This window comes from Mucilaginibacter puniceus (assembly GCF_054783175.1).
Window position 1 is genome coordinate 1,404,960 of record NZ_BAAGRB010000002.1, and the last position, 22,163, is coordinate 1,427,122.

Sequence of the window (22,163 nt, forward strand, 5' to 3'; positions counted from 1 at the left end):
GATATACGCTATATTCTTATTTATCGTTAAATTTGTTTAAAGATTTTCATTATGACTGTTGCAGCAATAAGAGAAAGATTATATGATTATATCAGGACAGCTGATGATAAAAAGATAGAGGCGATGTATACTTTATTGGAAGACCAAATAGTCCCCGCCTGGGAATGGTCAGAAGATGAGGAATTTGTAGCTGAATTGAATGAGCGGGTAAGGAGGTATGAAGCTGGCATCGATCCTGCCTATAGTATCGAAGAGGTTAAAGAATTTTTACAGCAAGCTCGACAAGACCGACAACAAAATTCAACCAAATGAAATATATCATTGACGTGTCTGTCAGGGCACGCCAGGAGTTGGTAGAAGCTTCTAAATGGTATGATGAACAACAACCTTCTTTAGGTGAGCAATTTGAAGAAGAGGTTTTAAAAAAATTCAATCTGATACAGGCTAATCCACTGCATTATCCTATTAAAAAAAGATTTCACGAAGCTTTAATCATTGCTTTTCCTTTTGTAGTGGTTTATAAAATAATCAAATACAGAATTGTAATAGTGTCAGTTTTCCACACGAGCAGACATCCTAAGAAAAAGCATTAAAATCACTTTTCTCCCTTAGCCAAATCTCCTCTACCCTAAATTGAACTATCTTAACAAGGGAGAAACAGACAGAATTGATGGCATAATGCGACAATAGTAAAATCCTGTAATCTTATAAATCTTAGTCCTAATCATTAAAATGATAAAGAAAAACCACCTCACCGGTATAGGCAGGTTTTTTCTCATTTTCAATTTCCATGGTTACGCCGATGGTGGCTTTGGTGATACCGCGAAGATTTACAATGGCGTTTAGTTTGGCAATTAGCCTAACATTGGTATTCACCAATACAGGTTGCGCAAAGCGGATATTTTCGATACTGTAATTGATCTGCATTTTTAGGTTCTGCACATCAGCTATCTGGTGCCAAAAGTAGGGCAGTAATGATACGGTTAAATAACCATGTGCTATGGTGGCCTTAAACGGACTTTCAGTTGCCGCCCTTTCAGGATCGGTATGTATCCACTGGTGATCTATAGTAGCTTCCGCAAATTTGTTGATCTGGTCCTGGGTAATTAAATGCCAGCCGGAGGTACCGATCACATTACCCAAATGAGTTTCAAATTCAGCGTAGTTTTTTATAGTTATCATAGCAAATGTTTATTAAGTGCGGTAAAAATAATAAACACTATGATATTTCCTATTGTTTTACTCACCCGGACTTTGCTGTGGGAATTATTAAAGTAAAATGTGTCGTAGGCACAAAAGGTCGGTAGCATAAATATGTTAAAAATGGCCGCATGCCGTAGGTATGCTACTTTAGTATCGTACCTACGGCACGATTATACGCTTTATATCCTTTTCTACCGACCTTTAACTCCTTCGGAGTTTCTTACTTAAGGACATTGAGCATAGAGAAGGGCGGTGGTGAGTAATCCCGGCGGTAAAATAAGCCTATTTCTTCTTCTTCCGCTCCAAATTATCCTGCACCCTAAATTTTACAATTTTTGTCACCAGGTCAAGCGGCAGTGGTTGCGCAAAAGGAAACTGTAAAGTGCCTTTACCCCCTTCGTATTGTGCGGTTTCTTCTTTAAAGGCTTCAATTCCCCGTGGTGCCGGGTAAAAACCTATATGGCTTTTGTAACCGCCAAAATGCACCAGGTTACCATTTAATATAAAAGTGGGTATACCGTACTTAATAGCTTCTGTTGCTTCGGGCGCGGCTGCTTTTATAGTGGCGCGCATGGTTTGCAATAGTTCCTGTACCTTTTCAGGGAAATCGGCTATATATGCATCTATGGAAGCGTAGTCTTTCATTTATTGAGTAATTTATCCATACAAACTTACCATATAGCCTATTACCTAAAAGGTTGCTAAAACGACATACTTGGGGGTTGAAAACGACAAATTATTTGCTCCATTTATTATTACTTACATCAGCATCCATAAATATGCCGCCGTCCAGTTCAACCGCGGTAACTGTTTTGTTATTTTTTAAGTTGATAGTGGCTTGTTTTTGATTGGCTTCCCATACAGCCGGGGTTTGATGAATGGTGCCGGTGGTGCCGTCGCTATAAGTTAATATCACATCAAATGGGGCAGCAAACCCACCAATATTTTTTACCGTAAGTGTATAACCTGCGCCTTTTTGCTCTACGTTTTCTAAAGCCAGGTCAATGTAGCCATTGGTATAAAACCAGTTGTAAAAAAACCAGTTGAGGTTTTTGCCCGAGCCCGTGCTCATCGAATTAAAATAATCCCATGGAATAGGGTGTTTACCGTTCCAGTTAGCCATAAAAGTATGCAGTCCTTTTTTAAATAAAGCATCACCCAAATAATCTTTCAGCGCCAAATAGCTTAATGATGGCTTGTTATAAGCGTTATTACCTGCGCCCGACCTTACTTCGGGCGACGGCGTAATAACCGGTATTTCATTGGTGTGCCTGCCTTTTGCCCAACCGTTTATCCTGAACTTTTTATAAAAATCATCAGCGGCTTTTTTGCCCTTTGAGTCGATGCCTATCAGGTACTCCAATGTGGTTGCCCAGCCTTCATCCATAAAAGCATAGTAACTTTCATTTATGCCCATATAAAACGGGAAATAGGTGTGTGCCTGCTCATGATCCTGCACCAATTGTGCAAACGCAAGGTCCTCTTGCGGGCTGTCATTCACCATCATGGGATATTCCATATCGGCGGTGCCCTGGAAGGCTGTGCTTTTGGAAAAAGGATAAGGCACACCGGGTATGTTACGCGAAAACCATCCTAAGGCATATCTACTAAACTGTACAGAATGGTGAAAATCTTCAGACGCGTCAGGAAAAGCCGCCTGTACGCTGGCCCGACGTTTTGTTTTATCATCAACCACCACACTTGCTGCATCCCAAACATAAGTATTACTTACACCCAATGCTACGTCAGTTATATTGCTTGACGTAAATGTCCAGGTATTCATTTCATTTTGCGTGGTTACATTTTTATTGGCCATATCCTGCGCGGTGGCAACGTGTACAGTACTATCGCTGGTGAATGATTGTGTTAACCGTTTGGCAAACTCGGGTTGCAATACCTGGTTTGGGTTACGCAGATCGCCGGTGGCCCAAACAATGTAATTTTTAGGCACGGTTACGTTAAGCGTATAGTCATTAAAATCATTGTAAAACTCCAGGCTGCCGGTATGCGGCTGAGTATCCCACCCTTTATAATCGTCATAAACTGCTACACGCGGATAAAAATAAGCCAGGTAAAATGTAGTAGGATTAATTACACCCTCGCGGCCGCCGGTTGTACCATCTGATAACTGATAATGCCAGGTGATATTCAATTTAACCGAATCATGAGGCATTAATGGCTTGGGCAATCCCACCATATAATTTGTGGTAATAGCCTTGCTATTATCCCAGGTGGCATTGTTGCCGTTTATCTTAAAGTCATCAACAAAAATGCCCGCATCGGGGTTGCCTCTGCGTCCGGCACGATGAACATTTATAATTAGTTTCATATTTAAGCTATCCAGCTTATCGGGACTATTATTAAAATAGGTTATCTGTTCAACGCCGTTTATGGTAGTGCCCGGCGGCGACATGGCTACGGATATATTATAACGAGCGCGGTTTTGCCAGTAGCTTTTACCGGGTTTGCCGTTAGTGTTACGGGTACCGTTGCTGTATGTTTTTGCTATTCCTTCGGGGATGGTTAATGTTTGGGCATGGCCCTGTGCGATAAACAGGTAAGCTAGCACAATTGAAATGATTGATTTTAACATGGTGTAAATATTAGCTGTTGATGCTTAAAGATAATAAAGAAATAAGTTATACCCTATAAGATGCAGGTCAATATCCCTTTTCGCAATTTTTATTCAACCATTCTTGATAAATAAGAATAAATCCCCTTGCAAATAAAACAAATAAGCGTATCTTTGCAGTCCCTAAAAAGAGGGGTATAATAAACATTTAATTAATTTAATTTAAAGCAAGTGAATACGTTAAGTTACAAAACTGTCTCTGCCAACAAAAAAACCGTTAACAAACAATGGGTTGTTGTTGACGCTGAAGGCGAGATCTTGGGGCGCTTGTCTACAAAGATCGCTATGATCATTCGTGGAAAAAACAAGCCAGAATTTACCCCAAACGTAGACTGTGGTGATAATGTAATAGTTATCAACGCAGACAAGGTAAAGTTGACCGGAAACAAGTTTAGCGATAAACAATATGTTTCTTACACAGGTTATCCTGGTGGTCAGCGCTTCATTTCTCCTAAGGAGTTAATGGCAAAACATCCAACACGCGTAATTGAAAAAGCGGTGCGTGGTATGTTACCTAAAAATCGTTTGGGCAAAGCATTGTTTGGCAATTTGCATGTATATGCAGGCGCCGAGCATCCACATGCAGCACAAAACCCAACAGCCATTTAACTTTTAATTTTAAAGGAGAAAAGAAATGCCAACAACAAACACTTCAGGCAGAAGAAAAACAGCCGTTGCCCGCATTTACCTTACTGAAGGTAGTGGTGCAATTATCGTAAACGGTAAAGATTACAAAGAATACTTCCCTACATTGCCATTGCAATACATCGTTACTCAGTCTACTGAGGTTTCTGGTTCGGCCGGATTATATGATGTTAAAGCAAATGTTGCAGGTGGTGGTGTAAAAGGACAGGCAGAAGCCGTTCGTTTAGCTATCGCGAAAGCAATTGTTGAACTTGATGCTGATAAGAAGCCTTCATTGCGCGCTAAAGGTTTAATGACACGTGACGACCGTATGGTTGAGCGTAAAAAACCAGGACGCAAGAAAGCACGTAAGAAATTCCAATTCAGTAAACGTTAATCATCAAGGAGGAAACACAAAATGGCAAGAACAACATACGACGAGTTACTGGATGCAGGTGTACACTTTGGTCACCTTACCCGCAAATGGGATCCGAAAATGTCACAGTACATTTTTATGGAGCGCAACGGTATTCACATTATCGACTTAAACAAAACCTTAACTAAGGTTGAAGAAGCTGCTGCAGCTATAAAACAAATTGTAAAATCAGGACGTAAAGTATTATTCGTAGCTACAAAGAAACAAGCGAAAGATATTGTTGCTGAATATGCAAAAAACGTAAACATGCCTTTCATAACCGAGCGTTGGTTAGGTGGTATGTTAACTAACTTTGCTACTGTACGTAAGTCGATCAAAAAGATGTCAAACATCGATAAATTGACCAAAGACGGTACTTACAGCAACCTTTCTAAAAAAGAAAGACTGATGATACAGCGCGAGCGTATCAAATTAGAAACATTATTAGGTGGTATTGCTGATCTAAATCGCTTACCTGCTGCTTTGTTTTTAATTGACGTTAAAAAAGAGCACATCGCGGTTTCAGAAGCATTAAAGTTAAATATCCCAACCTTTGCGATGGTTGATACTAACTCTGATCCTTCAAACATTGATTTCCCTATCCCTGCAAATGATGATGCTACCAAATCAATTTCATTGATAACCGGTATCATAATCAAAGCTATTGAAGAAGGCTTAGAAGAACGCAAACGCGAGAAAGATGACGAAGCAGAAAAAGAAGCTGCACAGGCAAAAGCAAAAGCTGACGCTCCTGAAGTAGCTGACAGAGCTCCGGCTGCTGAAGGTAAAAGAACCCGCAAAGTAGCTGTTGAAGCTGAAGCTGCGGTTGAAGATACTGCTGCTCCGACTGCTGAAAGCACAGAAGAATAATTTTAGCTTATAAGGGTTGTAGGAGTTGTATTGGCATTGGCCTTACTATAACTTTTACAGCCCTTATAACATTATAACAACATTTAAAAAACATAAAACAATGTCTACAGTACAAATATCTGCAGCTGATGTAAATAAACTGCGCCAGCAAACCGGTGCCGGCATGATGGATTGCAAAAAAGCATTAACCGAAACTAACGGTGACTTTGAAGCAGCCGTTGATTTTTTAAGAAAAAAAGGTGCTAAAGTAGCAGCCAGCCGCCAGGACAGAGATTCAAACGAAGGTGTGGTTATAGCACGTACGTCTGAAGATTACAAACGCGGTGTTATCATTGAGTTAAATTGCGAAACTGATTTCGTAGCTAAAAATGCGGAGTTTGTTGCATTTGCTAACGCGATTGCCAGTGTTGCGGTTGAAACCAAACCTGCTTCAATTGAAGAACTTTACAACCAGGAAGTTGATTTAAGCGAAGGTTCACGCGTTAAAATTGGCGATGCTATTGTTGACAAAACAGGTAAAATTGGCGAAAAAATTGGCGTATCAAAATACGAAGTAATTGAAGGCGAAAAAGTTGTTGCTTACATACACGGCAACTTCCGTTTAGGTGTATTGGTTGCGTTAAGCGCCAATGCTAACGGTGCTGATGAAGCAGGAAAAGACGTTGCTATGCAAATTGCAGCTATGAGCCCTGTTGCTATTGATAAAGATGGCGTTGACGCTACTATTATTGAGCGCGAACTTGAAATTGCTAAAGACCAAATACGTGCAGAAGGCAAACCGGAAGAAATGGTGGAGAAAATTGCTGCAGGGAAATTGAATAAATTCTACAAAGACTCTACTCTTTTAAATCAAGAGTTTGTTAAGGATTCTTCAAAAAATGTTGCCCAGTTTTTGGACAGCGTTGAGAAGGGCCTGACAGTTACCGCGTTTAAGCGAGTAGCTTTAGGAGCTTAATTATATTTAAATCCTCGCTGAAAAGCGGGGATTTTTTTTGTCTAAACCCCACCCAACCCTCCCCAGAGGGGAGGGCTTTTTAATGAAACATAATTAGGCAGTACGTTATAAAGTCTCCCCTGCCGGGGGAGATTTAGAGGGGGTCATTAACATTTACAATATAAAATTTTAACAATAGCATTAATTACATATTTTTGGTAAACCCCACACACCTCATGAAATACAAAAGAATATTATTAAAACTCAGCGGCGAATCGTTAATGGGCGACAGGCAATATGGCATTGATAACAAGCAGGTATTGCAGTATGCACATGATATTAAAAGCGTTTACGACAAAGGTATCGAGATTGCGATTGTTGTAGGTGGTGGTAATATTTTCAGGGGGTTAAGTGCCGAAAAATCGGGTATGGAACGTGCACAGGCCGATTATATGGGGATGCTGGCGACAGTTATTAACTGTATGGCGCTGCAAAATGCGTTAGAAAGCATTGGAGTTGATACCCGCTTACAATCGGCCATAAAAATGGAGCAGATATGCGAGCCATATATACGCCGCCGCGCTATGCACCATTTAGAGGTTGGTAAAATTGTAATATTTGGCGCAGGTACGGGTAACCCATATTTTACTACAGATACCGCTGCATCGCTTCGCGCTATTGAAATTAAAGCTGATGTGGTACTAAAAGGTACACGTGTAGATGGTATTTATACTGCCGACCCTGAAAAGGACCCTTCTGCTACGCGTTATGATGAAATATCTTTCCAGGAAGTATATGATAAAGGGCTTAATGTAATGGATATGACCGCTATTACCCTTTGCCAGGAAAACAATTTGCCTATTATTGTTTTTGATATGAACAAAGAAGGCAACTTTATGAAAATAACCAATGGTGACCCTATAGGTACTTTGGTTAAATAAAGAGGCAATTCTTGAATCTAATTTATATTTTTGACAAAAATTTAAAGCGATGAGCGAACTCATTAAAAAACAAGTTAGTGATGCAAAGGCAGCAATGGACAAAGCCATTGAGCATGCAGATAACGAATTAAATAAAATACGCGCAGGCAAGGCAAGCCCTTCTATGCTGGATGATGTGATGGTTGATTACTACGGTACGCCCACCCCATTAAACCAGGTTGGTAGTGTTAATACTCCTGATGCCCGTACCATTGTGGTACAACCCTGGGAAAAATCATTATTAGGCGCTATTGAAAAAGCCATAATGGAAGCCAACCTGGGTGTTAACCCGCAAAATGATGGTGTTATTATCCGCATCAATGTACCGCCTTTAACAGAAGAGCGTCGTCGTGATTTGGTTAAGAAAGCTAAAGCTGAGGCCGAAATGGGTAAGGTAGCCATCCGTAACATCCGTAAAGATGCTAACGAGAAAATAAGAAAACTAAAAGCCGAAGGCGTATCAGAAGACGAAATGAAAGCCGGCGAGGCTGACGTTCAGAAACTGACTGATGCTAATATTGCAAAGATTGATCAGCTATCAGAAGCCAAAGAAAAAGATATCATGACGGTATAATTTAACCCTAATGTCAAATTAAAGGGAATGAGCTACTTAGCCATTCCCTTTTTTTATTTTTACCGCATATATGAAAATACTTCTATTTTATTTATCAAAACATCGCTGGACAGTGGTACTGGCATTAGTACTTGCCGGCCTTAATATTGGCTTTTCATTGATCGACCCTATGATAACGGGTATGATCATGGATAAATATATTGTGCCTACAGATGGCATAGCCCATACTTTTGAATACCGCTTCCATGGCGCTTTGGGCCTTATAGGTTTGGCAATTGGCGCGGCTATGGTATCGCGTATAGCAAAAAACTTCCAGGATTATTTTACCAATATCATTACTCAAAAAACCGGCGCGGCTATGTATGCTGATGGTTTAAAGCATTCGTTGGAACTGCCTTACCAGGTTTTTGAAGATCAGCGCAGCGGCGAAACTTTGGGCATATTACAAAAGGTACGCACGGATAGTGAAAAATTTATCACCTCGTTCATCAGCGTTTTGTTTGTGAGTTTGGTGGGGATGATATTTGTAATTGTTTACTCGTTAAAAGTAAACTACCAGGTAACGCTGGTTTACTTTTGCGCCATCCCTATCATCGCTTTTGTAAGCATGGCGTTGAGCAAACGCATTAAAGGCATCCAAAAAAAGATAGTATCTGAAACTACTGCCTTAGCGGGTTCAACTACCGAATCATTACGTAACATTGAACTGGTAAAAAGCTTAGGTTTGGCCAAACAGGAAATTGAGCGTTTAAATAAAACCACCTACAAGATCCTCGATCTGGAACTTAAAAAAGTAAAGTTTGTGCGCAGCATGAGCTTTATACAAGGCACCACGGTAAACCTGGTGCGTAGTGCTATGGTTTTAATTTTATTGATACTGATATTTAAAGATGAGTTAACCGCGGGAGATTATTTTAAGTTCTTATTCTACTCATTCTTCTTGTTTAACCCGTTACAGGAGTTAGGTAATGTTATCCAATCATGGCGTGAGGCACAGGTATCATTAGCTAATTTTGAAGGCATATTAAATACCCCAATAGATGTTAAGCCGGAAAAACCTGTTTTGCTTGAAAAAGTAAAAAAACTAACTTTTGATAACGTTACTTTTAAACATTTAACTGCTAACCGCAACGCGCTTAACCATATCAGTTTTGAAACCCATACCGGCGAAACCATCGCTTTTGTTGGGCCATCCGGATCAGGTAAAACTACGCTGGTTAAGTTACTGGTAGGTTTATATCAACCGTTGGAAGGCGACATTCTGTACAACAATATTTTAAGTAAAGATATTGACCTGGACCAATTGCGCGAAAAAATTGGCTTTGTAACACAAGACACGCAACTCTTCTCGGGCACTATACGTGAGAACCTTTTGTTTGTTCGCCCAAATGCTACCGATGAGGAATGTTTAAATGTATTACAGCGCGCCGCCTGCCAAACCTTAATGGCAAGGGCCAGCAATGGTTTAGATACGGTGATTGGTGAGGGTGGTGTAAAAGTTTCAGGTGGAGAAAAACAACGTTTATCCATAGCACGTGCGCTATTGCGCCAGCCGGACTTATTGGTTTTTGATGAGGCTACTTCATCATTGGATTCTATTACCGAAGAAGAGATCACCGAAACTATAAGGGATGTATCTGTATTGAATGATCATATTACAATCCTAATCGCTCACCGTTTATCAACCATAATGCATGCAGATAAGATATACGTGTTAGAAAAAGGCCGTATCATTGAAGCAGGCGGGCATTTAGAGTTGATCAACCAAAAAGGTTTATACTATGCCATGTGGAGACAACAGATAGGCGAGAAAGATACGGTAGAGGAGTATTAGCCAACCTCCGCCATGTCATTTCGAACGAGGTACGAGGAGAACTTTTTCTTGAGCGTAGCGAAAAAATCTATACACACGCTAATCATCCGAGCATATGTATAGATTTCTCACTACGTTTCGAAATGACAATCGTTTTTTAAACGGCATTAACTTTAGCCACTTCAGGAGCTGATATCTCATGTAAAGAAAGAGGTATCAGCTTTTTGGTTTTAAGATAGGTTATGGTTACAATAAGCAATGTCATGCTACCGCCGAATAATACGGATGGCACAGTACCCATTAACCGTGCTGCTGTACCTGACTCAAACGCCCCTATCTCGTTAGACGAACCAATAAACATTTGATTTACGGCGGATACCCTGCCGCGCATATTATCGGGAGTAAGCAACTGCATAATGGTACCGCGTATTAGTACGCTGATGCTGTCAAAAGCGCCCTCGGTAAATAAGAATAGCAACGATAAATAAAAGTTACGTGACAAGGCAAAACAGATAATTGACAAGCCAAAACCTGTTACCGCTATTAATAAATTGCGCCAGGGCTTACCCATGGGCGAAAACCTTGCCATAGCCAGCATAACCAATACCGCCCCTAATGAGGTGGTGGCGCGCATTATACCCAAACCTTCAGGGCCAACATGTAAAATTTCATTGGCAAAAACCGGTAGCAAGGCTACTGCCCCTCCAAAAAACACCGAGAAAAGATCCAGGCTCATGGCCCCTATCATCATTTTGTTATGGAACACGAAGTGGATACCTTCGCTTAAACTTTGCCAAATACTTTCTTTAGAAATAAATACAGGAGGATATTTTTTTAAGAAAAATACACATACCAGGGCGATCAATAAAAATAGTAATATGATACTATAGACAGCAGTAATGCCATAAAATCCATAAACTAAACCACCCACCAGCGGCCCCAATATGGATGCTATTTGCCAACTTGAACTATTCCAGCTGCTTGAATTAGGGTAAACTTCCTTAGGTACACTATGAGCCATTACCGTAAAAGCAGACGGGCCATAAAAAGCCCTCGCTACCCCATTACAAAAAACCATAGTGTAAATAATAGGTATTATCCAGCTTGCATGTATAACACCGCTCATGCTCTTTAGCGTCACTATAAATATTACCAGCGAAGAAAAAAACACCCCAAAGAATATCATTGTCAGCATTTTTCTTTTTTCGGATTTATCAGCAATATAACCGCCATATAGGGCAATACTAATTGCAGGTATGGCTTCGCATAAACCTATCAGGCCTAAGGCAAAGGCACTTTTAGTTAAGTAATAAATATAAAAGCCTAAAACTACGGCCTGCATTTGGTAAGCAAAAGTGAAGAAGAAACGGATGCCCAGGTAAGATCTAAAATCTTTATAACGCAATGCGATAAAAGGGTCTTTTGGGGGTAATGGCTTACTATCTGCTTCGGACATAGTGCAAATTTATCATTCGTGATGCAGGATTAACGATTATTTAAGTTTTTTTAGTTAAAAATGACTAAGATATCATCAAAACGAAAAGCGGGTCATGGTGAGCCCGTCGAACCATAGCGGGCAAAGGCCTTGCACGCATCCTTCGACGGGCTCAGGATGACATCCTATAGTTTACGTTATGATATTTTATCCCAGCTTAATCCTGCTTTACGGGTTCTGAAAGCTTCATTCAAAACCTGATTTTCGGGCTGGCTTAGGTTTGGGTCAATGGCAAAAATGTTTTCTACCAGTTTACGTACAGTTTGCAGCAGTTCCTGGTCGGTGGTCAAATCGGCAATGTTCAAGTCTAATAAACCACTTTGCTGCGTGCCTTCAATATTACCCGGGCCACGTAATTGCATATCTATCTCTGCTATCTCGAAGCCGTTATTGGTTTTAACCATAGTATTAAGCCTTGTACGGCCATCATTGCTTAATTTGTTACCCGACATCAGGATACAATAAGATTGTTCGGCACCGCGCCCCACACGCCCCCGTAGCTGGTGCAATTGCGATAAACCAAACCGCTCGGCATTTTCAATGATCATTACGGATGCGTTAGGCACATTTACCCCTACCTCAATAACCGTGGTAGCTACCATGATCTGTGTTTCGCCTTTTACAAAGCGTTGCATTTCAAATTCCTTTTCGGCAGGTTTTATCTTTCCGTATACTACACTTATTTTATATTCAGGTAAGGGGAACTCGCGCGATATTACCTCAAATCCTTCGGTCAGGTTTTTCAGGTCAAGTTTTTCGCTTTCTTTAATTAACGGGTAAACTATATAGATCTGCCTGCCTTTGGCTATCTCATCCTTCATGAAACCAAACATCCGCAAACGTGCCGATTCATAATAATGCACGGTTTGTATGGGTTTGCGCCCGGCAGGTAATTCGTCTATGATGGATATATCCAGATCGCCATACAAGGTCATGGCCAGTGTACGTGGTATAGGCGTGGCCGTCATCACCAATATATGCGGCGGCACTACACTTTTTTGCCATAGTTTTGATCGCTGTTCAACACCAAAACGATGTTGTTCATCAATTACCACCAAGCCCAGGTTTTTGTATTGTACTTTATCTTCTATTAAAGCATGCGTGCCTATCAGTATTTTAAGCTCGCCGTTTTCCAGCTTTTCGTGAAGTACTTTTCGGTCTTTTTTTGAGGTGGATCCTGTTAGCAGTGCTACTTCTACAAAATCATCACCCACCAAACTTTTTATAGTTTGATAATGCTGATTAGCCAAAATCTCGGTAGGCGCCATAATGCAGGTTTGAAAACCATTATCAATAGCAATTAACATGGCCATTAAAGCTACCACCGTTTTACCGCTGCCCACATCGCCCTGCAACAAACGGTTCATTTGTACGGGGCGCTGTGTATCCTGCCGTATTTCTTTTAAAACCCGCTTTTGCGAATTGGTCAATTCAAACGGAAGCTTGTTGTTATAAAACTCGTTAAAGTAATGCCCTACTTTTTCAAATACATTACCTTTAAATTTTTGTATGCGTAGCAGCTTATTCTTCAACAATTTCAATTGCAAAAAGAAAAGCTCCTCAAACTTTAAGCGGAACTGCGCTTCGTTCAGTTTATTGGCATCCTCCGGGTAATGGATGTTTTTATAAGCCTCTGCCCGCCCCATCAGCTTAAACTTATTTAAAATATATAAGGGTAAATTTTCGGGGATATCTTTAACATGCTGCTCCAGTAGCGCGGTGGTCAGCTTTTCAATACCCTTGCTGTCTAAAGCAAATTGCTTTAATTTTTCTGTAGAGTTATAAGCGGGCTGTAAGGCAATGTTCCCCTTGCGCTTTAACACCTCGGGCGAATACAACTCCATCTCCGGGTGCGACATTTGCGCCTTACCATTAAAAAAGCCCGGCTTGCCAAACAATATATACGCCTTACCTACTACCAGGTTTTTCTCGATCCATTTGATGCTTTGAAACCAAACCAATTCCATGGTGCCGGTATCATCCTGTACCTGTGCTACCAGGCGTTTGGTGTGCTTTTCGCCCAAAACTTCCTTATGGGTTAATCGCGCCAGTATTTGTACATGGGGTAAATCGGGTTGTATCTCTTTTATTTTATAAAAGCGGGTACGGTCAATATGTTTATAAGGGTAGTAATTGAGTAGTTTTTCAAAAGTATTTATCCCAAGTTCCTTTTTTAAAACATCGGCACGTGCGGTGCCAACGCCTTTTAAATATTCAATTGGAGTTTGAAATACCTGGCTGTTCAATTTGAGTTATCAGGGTTTAACTGCAATTACTGATATTTCAACCTGTACGCCTTTAGGCAAGGCGGCTACTTGTACAGTTTCCCTGGCGGGGAAATCAGCAGTAAAATAAGTGCCGTAAACTTCGTTCACCTGTGCAAAGTCGTTCATATCTTTTAAAAAAATACTTGTTTTTACAATATGGCTAAAATCAGCTCCTGCTTCTTTTAAAATAGATTTAATATGATTTAGGACCAGTTTGGTAGCGGCGGTTATATCATCAGTAATTAATTGGCCTGTATGATGATCCAGCGGTATCTGGCCCGAAACAAAAATAAGTCCTCCTGCCAGTACAGATTGGTTATATGGGCCTATAGGTGCTGGTGCATTAGTTGTATTGATTACTGTTTTCATTTAGGTATAGTGTAGAAGGTTATTTTTTTAATAGGAAGATATCTATCAACTTCCAGATAATGCCCAGTAAAAACATAATTATAGCGATAGCATTTATGGCATGCATCACCTTAAGATTAAAGCTTGTTGGCCTGTTTGGATCCTTTTTTCGAAAGAAGTACATATACAAAGCTACATAAATTTCATTTTTAAACCTTCCTGAAATTTATTCAAAAAAAAAGCCCTCCGAAATCGGAGGGCTTAATATTATAAACTGAAGTTCCAATTATCTTTGGAATGAAACACGACGGTTTAATACACGTCCTTCTTCAGTTGAGTTGTCAGCGATAGGATTAGTTTCGCCATATCCTTTAGTTGTTATTTTAGAAGCAGCAACACCAGAGTTAACTAAGTAAGTTTTTACTGAGTTAGCACGGTCTTTTGATAACTGTAAGTTGTGAGCAGCAGTACCTTCAGATGAAGCATAACCAGCTACTACAACACTTGAACCTGAAGTTCTTAGATCAGCAGAAGTTGCATCTAATACAGGGTAAGCAGAAGTTCTTAACACTGAGCTATCAAATTCAAACTGTATGTTAGAGTAAGCAGCAGGACCAGCCGGAGAAACTACAGGAGCTACTTCAACTTTAGGGAATACAATAGCACAACCAGAACCGTCAACTACAGTACCAGCCGGAGTGCCAGGGCATTTGTCAAATTGATCAGAAACACCGTCACCGTCAGAATCTTTTTTCAGATCGTTAACTGCATTTTCAACGTTACCAACACGGCCTCTTAAAGCAGCAACCTCTTGACGTAATGCTTCGTCATACAACTCATCATACATCATTGCAACTGGGTTAACCCAATCCAAGTTCGGTTTTGATTTTGAACCTAAAGTAAACTCTAAACCAGCGTAACCATAAGAATAACGGTCTTTAGTTGGATAGCTTTTACGCACACCATCAAAATTGTCGCCATCAATGAAGTTTTGAGTATAACCTAAGTTTAAGGCCATCGCATCAGTCATTTTAAATTTCAACCCAACACCAACAGGTATTACTAATTCATTAATTGCATTACCTTGTGCATCACGGTAGTGTTCCCAGTTACCATCAGTACCGTTAGTACCAAAGCCTTTAATATCTGGTCGATAAGATGATAAACCAAGACCACCCTTTAAAAAAACGTTAACCGAATTCTCACGACGCAAGAAATCTATTGTAGCAACGTTTACCACCGCACTTAAACTTGCCTGATAAAAATTAGTTATGTGGGCAACAAAGCGTTGGTTGGTTACACCATCACCAACAAATCCAGCACCGTTTCCTGCAATTTGTCCCGGTACACCGGCACCAGCGTTTCCATTAACACGTCCAGCGTTAACGTCTAATTGCACACCAAATGAGTGGGCCAGTTGTTTTCTTAACGAAACACCAACACCAAGTCCCAAAACGTTACCATTGAAATCGTTTGATCCACCGGTTGCAAGTTTTGGAGAAGTAACACCGGCGTTGAAGCCAAGGCTCCATGTATTGTACTGTCCGCTACCACCAAATAATTTGGCGCCAGAGGTCGTCGCTGTCTGCGCATTAGCTGCACCAACTGCCATGAAAGAGGCTATTGATAACGCGACTGTTTTTTTTAATGTAGAATAGTTCATAGTTTTAAGATTAAACAATTTTTTTAATTGTGATTTTTTCCAAAATTAGTAATTATGTTTGAAAGGATTACCAAATACTGTTCCAAACTTTATAATTATTTCACAAATAAATAAAAAAAACCGTTTGTAAATAGAAACTATTATAATACTTATGAAATATTTACCAGTTGCAAATAATTTATTTACAAATAATAGAAAAAATTTCGTTTCGAGAATAAAAGAGGCATCGATAGCTTTATTTTATGCTAATGATGAATTTCCGAGAAGCGGTGATCAAAATTTCATTTTCAAACAAAATCCTGATTTTTTTTACCTGACAGGCATTGACCAGGAGCAAAGTATTCTGCTTTTATTTCCTGACTGTCCTAATCTACTATACAGAGAAGTACTTTTTTTAAGACAAACCAACGAACATATTGCCATTTGGGAAGGGCATAAGTATACCAAAGAGGAGGCAAAAGCAGCATCGGGCATACAAAACGTGTACTGGTTGAGCGATTTTGACAACATACTGCATAGTATAGTAAACTATGCAAACCATATATATATTAATACAAACGAAAATGATCGCTACGCGCAATCGGTTCCTTATCGCGATATACGTATGCTGGAGCAACTTCGTGTTAAATACCCGTTGCACCATTATGAACGGTCGGCCCCGATTATGCGCGATCTACGCCCGGTAAAATCTGATATTGAAATAGAACTGACCAAAAAAGCATGCGCTATTACGAACGATGCGTTTAGACGTGTTTTAAAATTTGTTAAACCCGGCGTAGCCGAATATGAGATAGAAGCCGAGATCATACATGAGTTTATTCGTCAGCGTGCCACAGGGCATGCCTATAGCCCTATTATAGCATCGGGCAAAAATGCAGTGGTGTTACATTATATAGACAATAACCAGGTTTGTAAGGATGGCGAGGTGATATTGTTTGATTTTGGCGCCGAATATGGCAATTACAATGCAGACATGAGCCGCTCCATACCGGTAAATGGCCGTTTTACTAAACGCCAGCGAGAAGTGTATGATGCAGTTCTACGGGTAATGAAGGCCGCCACCAAAATGATAGTAGCCGGCACCGTATGGAATGATTATCATGACGAGGTTGGTAAAATAATGACGGGCGAGTTAATTGACCTTGGTTTATTAAAGAAACACGAGGTTGAAAAACAGGACCCTAAAATGCCGTTGTATAAAAAGTATTTTATGCATGGCACATCGCACCATTTAGGGTTAGATGTGCATGATTATGCCAGCCGATACAAACCATTTGAAGTGGGCAACCTGCTAACCTGCGAGCCCGGTATATACATCCCCGAAGAAAACCTGGGCATACGTTTAGAAAATAACATACTGATAACTGCTGATGGCAATATTGACCTGATGGCAGATATACCGTTAGAAGCGGATGAAATAGAAACTATCATGAATAGTTAATGATTTCGAATCTCGGATTTTCAATTTCGAATTTATTATTAAAACTATCTTTGCCTCCTAACGCAAATACTACTCAATGAAGGTTGCCGGGTTTACTTTTATCAGGAACGCAGTAAAAAACGATTACCCTATTGTTGAGGCAATTACTTCTATCCTATCCATTTGCGATGAGTTTGTAGTTGCTGTGGGTAATTCAGATGATGAAACCGGGCAACTCATCAAAAATATCAACTCGCCTAAAATAAAGATCATATATACTACCTGGGACGAAACCATCCGCGAAGGCGGGACGGTATTTGCCGACGAAACCGATAAAGCTTTTGCTGCTATATCACCGGATGCTGACTGGGCATTTTACATACAGGGCGATGAATGTGTGCATGAAAAATATCTTCCGTTAATAAAAAAAGAAATGGAAGATAATTTGAATGATAGTAAAGTAGAAGGGCTATTATTTAAGTACCTGCACTTTTATGGCTCATATAGCTATTATGGCCATTCGCGCAGATGGTACAGGCGCGAGATAAGGATAGTGCGTAATAATAAAGCCGTACACTCCTACCGCGACGCACAGGGTTTTAGGTGGGGTGGACGCAAGATACAGGTTAAGCTGATCGATGCCTATATATATCATTACGGCTGGGTAAAACCACCCGAAGGCTTAACCAATAAACTGCGCAACTTTAACCGCTTTTATCATGATGATGCGTGGATGCAGCAAAACCTGCCCGAAACCTTTGAATTTGATTATACCCATAAAAACCCCGACAGGCTTATACATTTTACTGATACGCACCCGGCAGTAATGCAGCAGCGCATAGCTTCAACCAATTGGAATTTAAATATTGATTTAAACGAGTTAGATAAACACATGACTTTGCGCCGTAAAATTTTGCAAAAAATTGAGGATTGGACAGGGTGGCGCGTAAGCGAGTACCGTAACTATAAAATTGTAAAATAAGTGGCTGATAAAAAAAGCATATCTATAGTTATACCTAATTATAACGGCACACACCTGTTAAAACAATACCTACCTTATACTTTGGCGGCTATTGAAACCCAAGGTGTTGCTTATGAAATTATTGTGGTGGATGATGCTTCTACCGATGACTCGGTTGCTTTTTTACAGGCCGAATACCCCAACGTCAAATTAATTATTAATCCAATAAACAGTGGTTTTTCATACACCTGTAACCGGGGTATTGAGGCTGCTACTTGCGATTTGATATTGCTGCTTAACTCGGATGTTAAATTAACGCCCGATTATTTCAGCAGCCAGTGGAAGTATTTTACTATGCCTGATACGTTTGGCGTAATGGGCCGCATTATTGATATGGAGGGCGACAACATCCAGGACGCTGCCCGCCTGCCAAAATTTAACGGACTAAAATTAAAAACAGCTTATTTTTATTATACCGATAACAAACAAGATCAATTATACACGCTTTACCTATCGGGCGCCAATGCATTAATTGACGCGACCAAACTGAAACAGATAGGCGGATTTTATGAACTGTTTTCGCCATTTTATTGCGAGGATATGGAACTAAGCATGCGCGCCTGGAAGCTGAACTGGAAATGCTACTATGAGCATGAGGCTGTATGCCGCCATCAAATATCGGCCACTACAAAAAACTATAAAACCGCGCAATGGGTTAAAAGCATTTATTACCGTAACCGCTTTTATTTTCACGCCTTGCACTTAGATGGATTGGCTTTATTTGGATGGTATATACAAATAACATTAATAGACTTGATACCCAAACTACTGGTTGGCCAGTTTTGGATATGGAAGAGCTATACCGAGCTTTTTAAAAACAGCGCGTTAATAAATCAATACAGGAATAGATTAAAAGAGTTATTAGCTCAAAACAATAGCCAGATCACTATATTTAATGTGGTGGATAAGATTAAGGCTTCGGTTAAGGATAAGAATTTAGTGAAAATTAAATTATAAAAAACAAAAATTAACCCTTTGTCATTTCGAGCATAGCGAGAAATCTATACATATTCAGATTAGCGTGTGTATAGATTTCTCCTCGTTCGAAATGACAATTTGTATATTTAAGAATGGAAAACCCATTAGTATCAATTGCATTATGCACCTACAATGGTGCTGCGTATTTATCGCAGCAATTAGATACTTTGGTAAACCAAACCTATCCAAATATCGAGATAGTGGTGGTTGATGATTGCTCAACTGATGATACTTACACGATACTAAATAATTATGCTGCCAAATATCCGCAGTTTAAGATACACCAAAACGAAAATAACCTGGGTTTTGTGCAAAATTTTGAGCGTGCTGTAAAATTGTGTACCGGCCAATTCATAGCCTTGTGCGATCAGGACGATATTTGGGACCACGAGAAAATCGCCTTACAGGTTAAAGCTATAAACGATAATATTTTTATTTACCATGATTCGGAGTTTATTAAACAGGATGGATCTTCGATGAATAAAAAAATGTCAGACATTGTAAATATGTACAGTGGTGGACAACCCGAAACATTTTTGTTTTTTAACTGCGTATCCGGTCATGCCATATTAATGAAACGTGAACTGCTGGACCACGCCCTGCCCCTAAAGAAAGATTATTTTCATGATTGGTGGCTGGCTTATGTAGCTACCAATTTGGGAACCATAGGTTATATTCCGCTATGCCTGGTTAAATACCGTCAACATCCAAAAAACGATACCAATATTTTACGCCTAAAGGATAAGCAGGAAAGCAAAAGATTATCGTCTGTTATCAAAATTGAGCGTATGCAACAATGGCTGGGCTATTGCAAAGATTTTTCCCTAAATAAAAATCAATCTTTGGTTGATGAGTTTTATGAAGCCTATACCCAACGTGTAAATAGCTACGTATCAACCAGGCTAAGCGCCTTATTATTTAAGCATCGTAAAACGGTACTATACATCCGCAAAAAAAGCAAACTCAATATGCTTAACTATATTTACAGCAACATTTGGGGACAAAAAATCAAGAAAGTATTTAGCAAACCATAAGGATAACCCTAATTGTTATATTTGTGCTTTATAATTACATGGCTAAAAGTAACCCGCATCCTAAAGTCTCCATAATTATTGTAACACTAAATGTTGCTGATGTACTGCAAAATTGCCTTGATAGTATTTACAAACAATCCTACCCTAACATTGAAATTATTGTAATGGATGGTGCCAGTACCGATGGCACTGTCGATATCCTTAAAGCAAACGATAATAAAATAACCTGGAAAAGCGAAAAAGATGGCGGCATTTACGCGGCCATGAACAACGGCATTGACTATATTACCGGCGAGTGGGTTTATTTTTTAGGTGCGGATGATACACTGTTGGATGATTTTTCGACGATGTGCCACCAGTTAAAAGATCATTCGGTTATATACTATTCAAACGTGATGACCAACCGTGGCAAATACCGTGGCAAGGTTACGCCCTATCAGCATGCCAAAGGGGCCATATGCCACCAGGCTATTATTTACCCTAAAGAAGTTTTTGTTAAGCACCGGTTTAACACCCGCTATAAAATATCGGCCGACCATGTGTTTAATATGGAGTGCTGGCGCGAGTTTAAGTTTGAATATATTGACCTCACCATTGCCTTTTTTAATGATACAGGCGTTTCATCATTAAGAATTGATGGCAATTTTGAGCGCGAAAAATTACGGCTGATATTTAAATACCATGGTTTTGGTACCGGCTTACGTTATGCATTCAGGGTATTAAAAGAAAACATCAACCCTAAAGGATATTTGCGCCGCATACCAACTGACGACGATTTTTAAACTAAACGGCTATTGTGAAAATATTATTTGATCATCAAACATTTACTATACAACGTTACGGCGGCTTATCGCGCTATTTTGCCAATTTAAATGATGATTTAAACAAAATAACGGGTGTGACTTCTAAAATTGCTACGCTATATTCAGAGAACGAGTATATAAAAGCCATAGATATCCCTTTAAATAACGCGTTAGGTAAAAAGATATTTACCGGTCATTTTAACCGAACCTATCGATGGAACAGGCGCTATTCCAGTTTCAATATCCGTTCAGGAAATTTTGATGTGCTGCATCCTACTTATTATGATCCTTACTTTTTAGAGAGCCTGAAAAAGCCCTATGTAATTACCATTCCGGATATGATACATGAGTTGGTGCCTAACCAATTTGCAGATAACGATAAAGTAGTAGCACAGAAAAAAACGGTGATGGAACATGCCGATGCCATTGTTGCTATTTCGCATTATACCAAACAGGATATCATTAAATTCTATCCGCAGTTTGCTGATAAAATTGAGGTGATACATTTAAGTTCTGATTTTACAGGAATGCCTGCCAACGTAGCTAATACCATAGGTAAATATATTTTATACGTTGGCGAACGCCGAGTTTATAAAAATTTTATTGCCTTTGTAAAAGCCATTGCCCCATTGTTAAATGAGGATAAAGAGCTTAAACTGGTTTGCACCGGGGGCGGCAGGTTTAGCGCTGAAGAAGAGCAATTGCTTACCACCTTACATATTGCCAATCAATGTATGCAGGTAAATGCTGTTGAGGACGAATTAAAACAACTATACGCACAGGCACAGGTATTTGTATTTCCATCGTATTTAGAAGGATTTGGCATACCGTTGCTGGAGGCATTTCATGCAGGCTGCCCGGTTGCGGCTGCTAATGCAACCTGTTTTCCTGAAATTGGCGGTAACGCGGTAGCTTATTTCGACCCGCATAATGCAGATAGCATGTATAATACCACAAAATCTGTTTTAACTGATGACAACCTGCGCGCCGACCTGATCAACAAAGGAAAACAACAGGTAAAATTATTTAGTGGCGAAAAAGTTGCCGAGCGTAGTTTAGCACTTTACCGTAAAGTAGTTAACGGCTAAA

General features: G+C 39.9%; 23 protein-coding genes. 15 read left to right on the top strand and 8 right to left on the bottom strand.

All coding sequences use genetic code 11. From position 1 onward, the window contains the following. Window positions 1-51: 51 nt before the first annotated feature. Both ACYVJ6_RS13330 and ACYVJ6_RS13335 read left to right on the top strand, forming a co-directional pair. Window positions 52-312 carry a hypothetical protein gene (locus ACYVJ6_RS13330; protein WP_460694565.1) on the top strand — a complete coding sequence of 87 codons (261 nt, stop codon included), beginning with the start codon at window positions 52-54 and terminating at the stop codon, window positions 310-312. Then, complete coding sequence (locus ACYVJ6_RS13335) at window positions 309-593, top strand: type II toxin-antitoxin system RelE/ParE family toxin (protein ID WP_460694566.1); 285 nt, start codon at window positions 309-311, stop codon at window positions 591-593. Before ACYVJ6_RS13330 ends, ACYVJ6_RS13335 begins: the two co-directional genes overlap by 4 nt. Before the next feature lie 127 nt (window positions 594-720). Here the strand turns inward: ACYVJ6_RS13335 and ACYVJ6_RS13340 are convergent, their stop codons facing one another. From ACYVJ6_RS13340 to ACYVJ6_RS13350, 3 genes are all read right to left on the bottom strand, one after another. Further along, on the bottom strand, window positions 721-1,182 hold the full coding sequence (locus tag ACYVJ6_RS13340; RefSeq protein ID WP_460694567.1) for a MaoC family dehydratase: 462 nt from the start codon (window positions 1,180-1,182) through the stop codon (window positions 721-723). 303 nt (window positions 1,183-1,485) lie between these two features. Then, window positions 1,486-1,848, bottom strand: coding sequence for an iron chaperone (locus ACYVJ6_RS13345; RefSeq protein WP_460694568.1), 363 nt, complete (start codon window positions 1,846-1,848; stop codon window positions 1,486-1,488). Window positions 1,849-1,939: 91 nt separating this feature from the next. Further along, window positions 1,940-3,796, bottom strand: coding sequence for a M1 family metallopeptidase (locus tag ACYVJ6_RS13350; protein WP_460694569.1), 1,857 nt, complete (start codon window positions 3,794-3,796; stop codon window positions 1,940-1,942). Window positions 3,797-4,006: 210 nt separating this feature from the next. Here ACYVJ6_RS13350 and rplM point away from each other — a divergent pair, with 210 nt between their 5' ends. The 7 genes from rplM (at window position 4,007) to ACYVJ6_RS13385 (ending at window position 10,066) form a co-directional block, all read left to right on the top strand. Then, window positions 4,007-4,444, top strand: a complete 438-nt coding sequence (rplM, locus tag ACYVJ6_RS13355; RefSeq protein WP_460694570.1) for a 50S ribosomal protein L13 — start codon at window positions 4,007-4,009, stop codon at window positions 4,442-4,444. 25 nt (window positions 4,445-4,469) lie between these two features. Further along, window positions 4,470-4,856, top strand: a complete 387-nt coding sequence (rpsI, locus tag ACYVJ6_RS13360; protein ID WP_460694571.1) for a 30S ribosomal protein S9 — start codon at window positions 4,470-4,472, stop codon at window positions 4,854-4,856. A gap of 21 nt (window positions 4,857-4,877) precedes the next feature. Continuing rightward, window positions 4,878-5,744: a 30S ribosomal protein S2 gene (gene rpsB / locus ACYVJ6_RS13365; protein ID WP_460694572.1), complete on the top strand. Its 867-nt coding sequence runs from the start codon at window positions 4,878-4,880 to the stop codon at window positions 5,742-5,744. Window positions 5,745-5,844: 100 nt separating this feature from the next. Next, window positions 5,845-6,699 carry a translation elongation factor Ts gene (gene tsf / locus ACYVJ6_RS13370; RefSeq protein WP_460694573.1) on the top strand — a complete coding sequence of 285 codons (855 nt, stop codon included), beginning with the start codon at window positions 5,845-5,847 and terminating at the stop codon, window positions 6,697-6,699. Window positions 6,700-6,914: 215 nt separating this feature from the next. Beyond that, window positions 6,915-7,619, top strand: a complete 705-nt coding sequence (gene pyrH / locus ACYVJ6_RS13375) for a UMP kinase (RefSeq protein ID WP_460694574.1) — start codon at window positions 6,915-6,917, stop codon at window positions 7,617-7,619. A 49-nt stretch (window positions 7,620-7,668) separates the two neighbouring features. Beyond that, entirely contained in the window at window positions 7,669-8,232 is a 564-nt protein-coding gene (gene frr, locus ACYVJ6_RS13380; protein WP_460694575.1) for a ribosome recycling factor, read from the top strand. Window positions 8,233-8,302: 70 nt separating this feature from the next. Further along, window positions 8,303-10,066: an ABC transporter ATP-binding protein gene (locus tag ACYVJ6_RS13385; RefSeq protein ID WP_460694576.1), complete on the top strand. Its 1,764-nt coding sequence runs from the start codon at window positions 8,303-8,305 to the stop codon at window positions 10,064-10,066. Window positions 10,067-10,202: 136 nt separating this feature from the next. Here ACYVJ6_RS13385 and ACYVJ6_RS13390 read toward each other — a convergent pair whose 3' ends face one another. The 5 genes from ACYVJ6_RS13390 to ACYVJ6_RS13410 all read right to left on the bottom strand — a co-directional run bounded on the left by ACYVJ6_RS13390 (window position 10,203) and on the right by ACYVJ6_RS13410 (window position 15,836). Beyond that, window positions 10,203-11,501 (bottom strand): MFS transporter, encoded by a 1,299-nt coding sequence (locus ACYVJ6_RS13390; RefSeq protein WP_460694577.1) that lies wholly within the window; start codon window positions 11,499-11,501, stop codon window positions 10,203-10,205. A gap of 176 nt (window positions 11,502-11,677) precedes the next feature. Beyond that, complete coding sequence (recG, locus tag ACYVJ6_RS13395; RefSeq protein WP_460694578.1) at window positions 11,678-13,786, bottom strand: ATP-dependent DNA helicase RecG; 2,109 nt, start codon at window positions 13,784-13,786, stop codon at window positions 11,678-11,680. Between the two features lie 9 nt (window positions 13,787-13,795). Further along, a complete protein-coding gene (locus tag ACYVJ6_RS13400) occupies window positions 13,796-14,176 on the bottom strand; it encodes a RidA family protein (RefSeq protein WP_460694579.1) in 381 nt (126 codons plus the stop codon). A gap of 19 nt (window positions 14,177-14,195) precedes the next feature. After that, the gene (locus ACYVJ6_RS13405) at window positions 14,196-14,339 is read right to left on the bottom strand and encodes a DUF6728 family protein (RefSeq protein ID WP_460694580.1); all 144 of its coding nucleotides are present in this window, start codon (window positions 14,337-14,339) and stop codon (window positions 14,196-14,198) included. Window positions 14,340-14,441: 102 nt separating this feature from the next. Continuing rightward, window positions 14,442-15,836 (bottom strand): OmpA family protein, encoded by a 1,395-nt coding sequence (locus ACYVJ6_RS13410; RefSeq protein WP_460694581.1) that lies wholly within the window; start codon window positions 15,834-15,836, stop codon window positions 14,442-14,444. A gap of 133 nt (window positions 15,837-15,969) precedes the next feature. Here ACYVJ6_RS13410 and ACYVJ6_RS13415 point away from each other — a divergent pair, with 133 nt between their 5' ends. The 6 genes from ACYVJ6_RS13415 to ACYVJ6_RS13440 all read left to right on the top strand — a co-directional run bounded on the left by ACYVJ6_RS13415 (window position 15,970) and on the right by ACYVJ6_RS13440 (window position 22,162). Continuing rightward, window positions 15,970-17,259, top strand: a complete 1,290-nt coding sequence (locus tag ACYVJ6_RS13415; RefSeq protein WP_460694582.1) for an aminopeptidase P family protein — start codon at window positions 15,970-15,972, stop codon at window positions 17,257-17,259. A 76-nt stretch (window positions 17,260-17,335) separates the two neighbouring features. Next, complete coding sequence (locus ACYVJ6_RS13420) at window positions 17,336-18,220, top strand: glycosyltransferase family protein (RefSeq protein ID WP_460694583.1); 885 nt, start codon at window positions 17,336-17,338, stop codon at window positions 18,218-18,220. Next, window positions 18,221-19,216 carry a glycosyltransferase family 2 protein gene (locus tag ACYVJ6_RS13425; RefSeq protein WP_460694584.1) on the top strand — a complete coding sequence of 332 codons (996 nt, stop codon included), beginning with the start codon at window positions 18,221-18,223 and terminating at the stop codon, window positions 19,214-19,216. It begins immediately after the preceding gene. 113 nt (window positions 19,217-19,329) lie between these two features. Next, entirely contained in the window at window positions 19,330-20,271 is a 942-nt protein-coding gene (locus tag ACYVJ6_RS13430) for a glycosyltransferase family 2 protein (RefSeq protein ID WP_460694585.1), read from the top strand. A gap of 38 nt (window positions 20,272-20,309) precedes the next feature. Continuing rightward, window positions 20,310-21,053 (top strand): glycosyltransferase family 2 protein, encoded by a 744-nt coding sequence (locus ACYVJ6_RS13435; RefSeq protein ID WP_460694586.1) that lies wholly within the window; start codon window positions 20,310-20,312, stop codon window positions 21,051-21,053. Window positions 21,054-21,067: 14 nt separating this feature from the next. Then, entirely contained in the window at window positions 21,068-22,162 is a 1,095-nt protein-coding gene (locus tag ACYVJ6_RS13440; RefSeq protein WP_460694587.1) for a glycosyltransferase family 4 protein, read from the top strand. Window position 22,163: the final 1 nt, after the last annotated feature.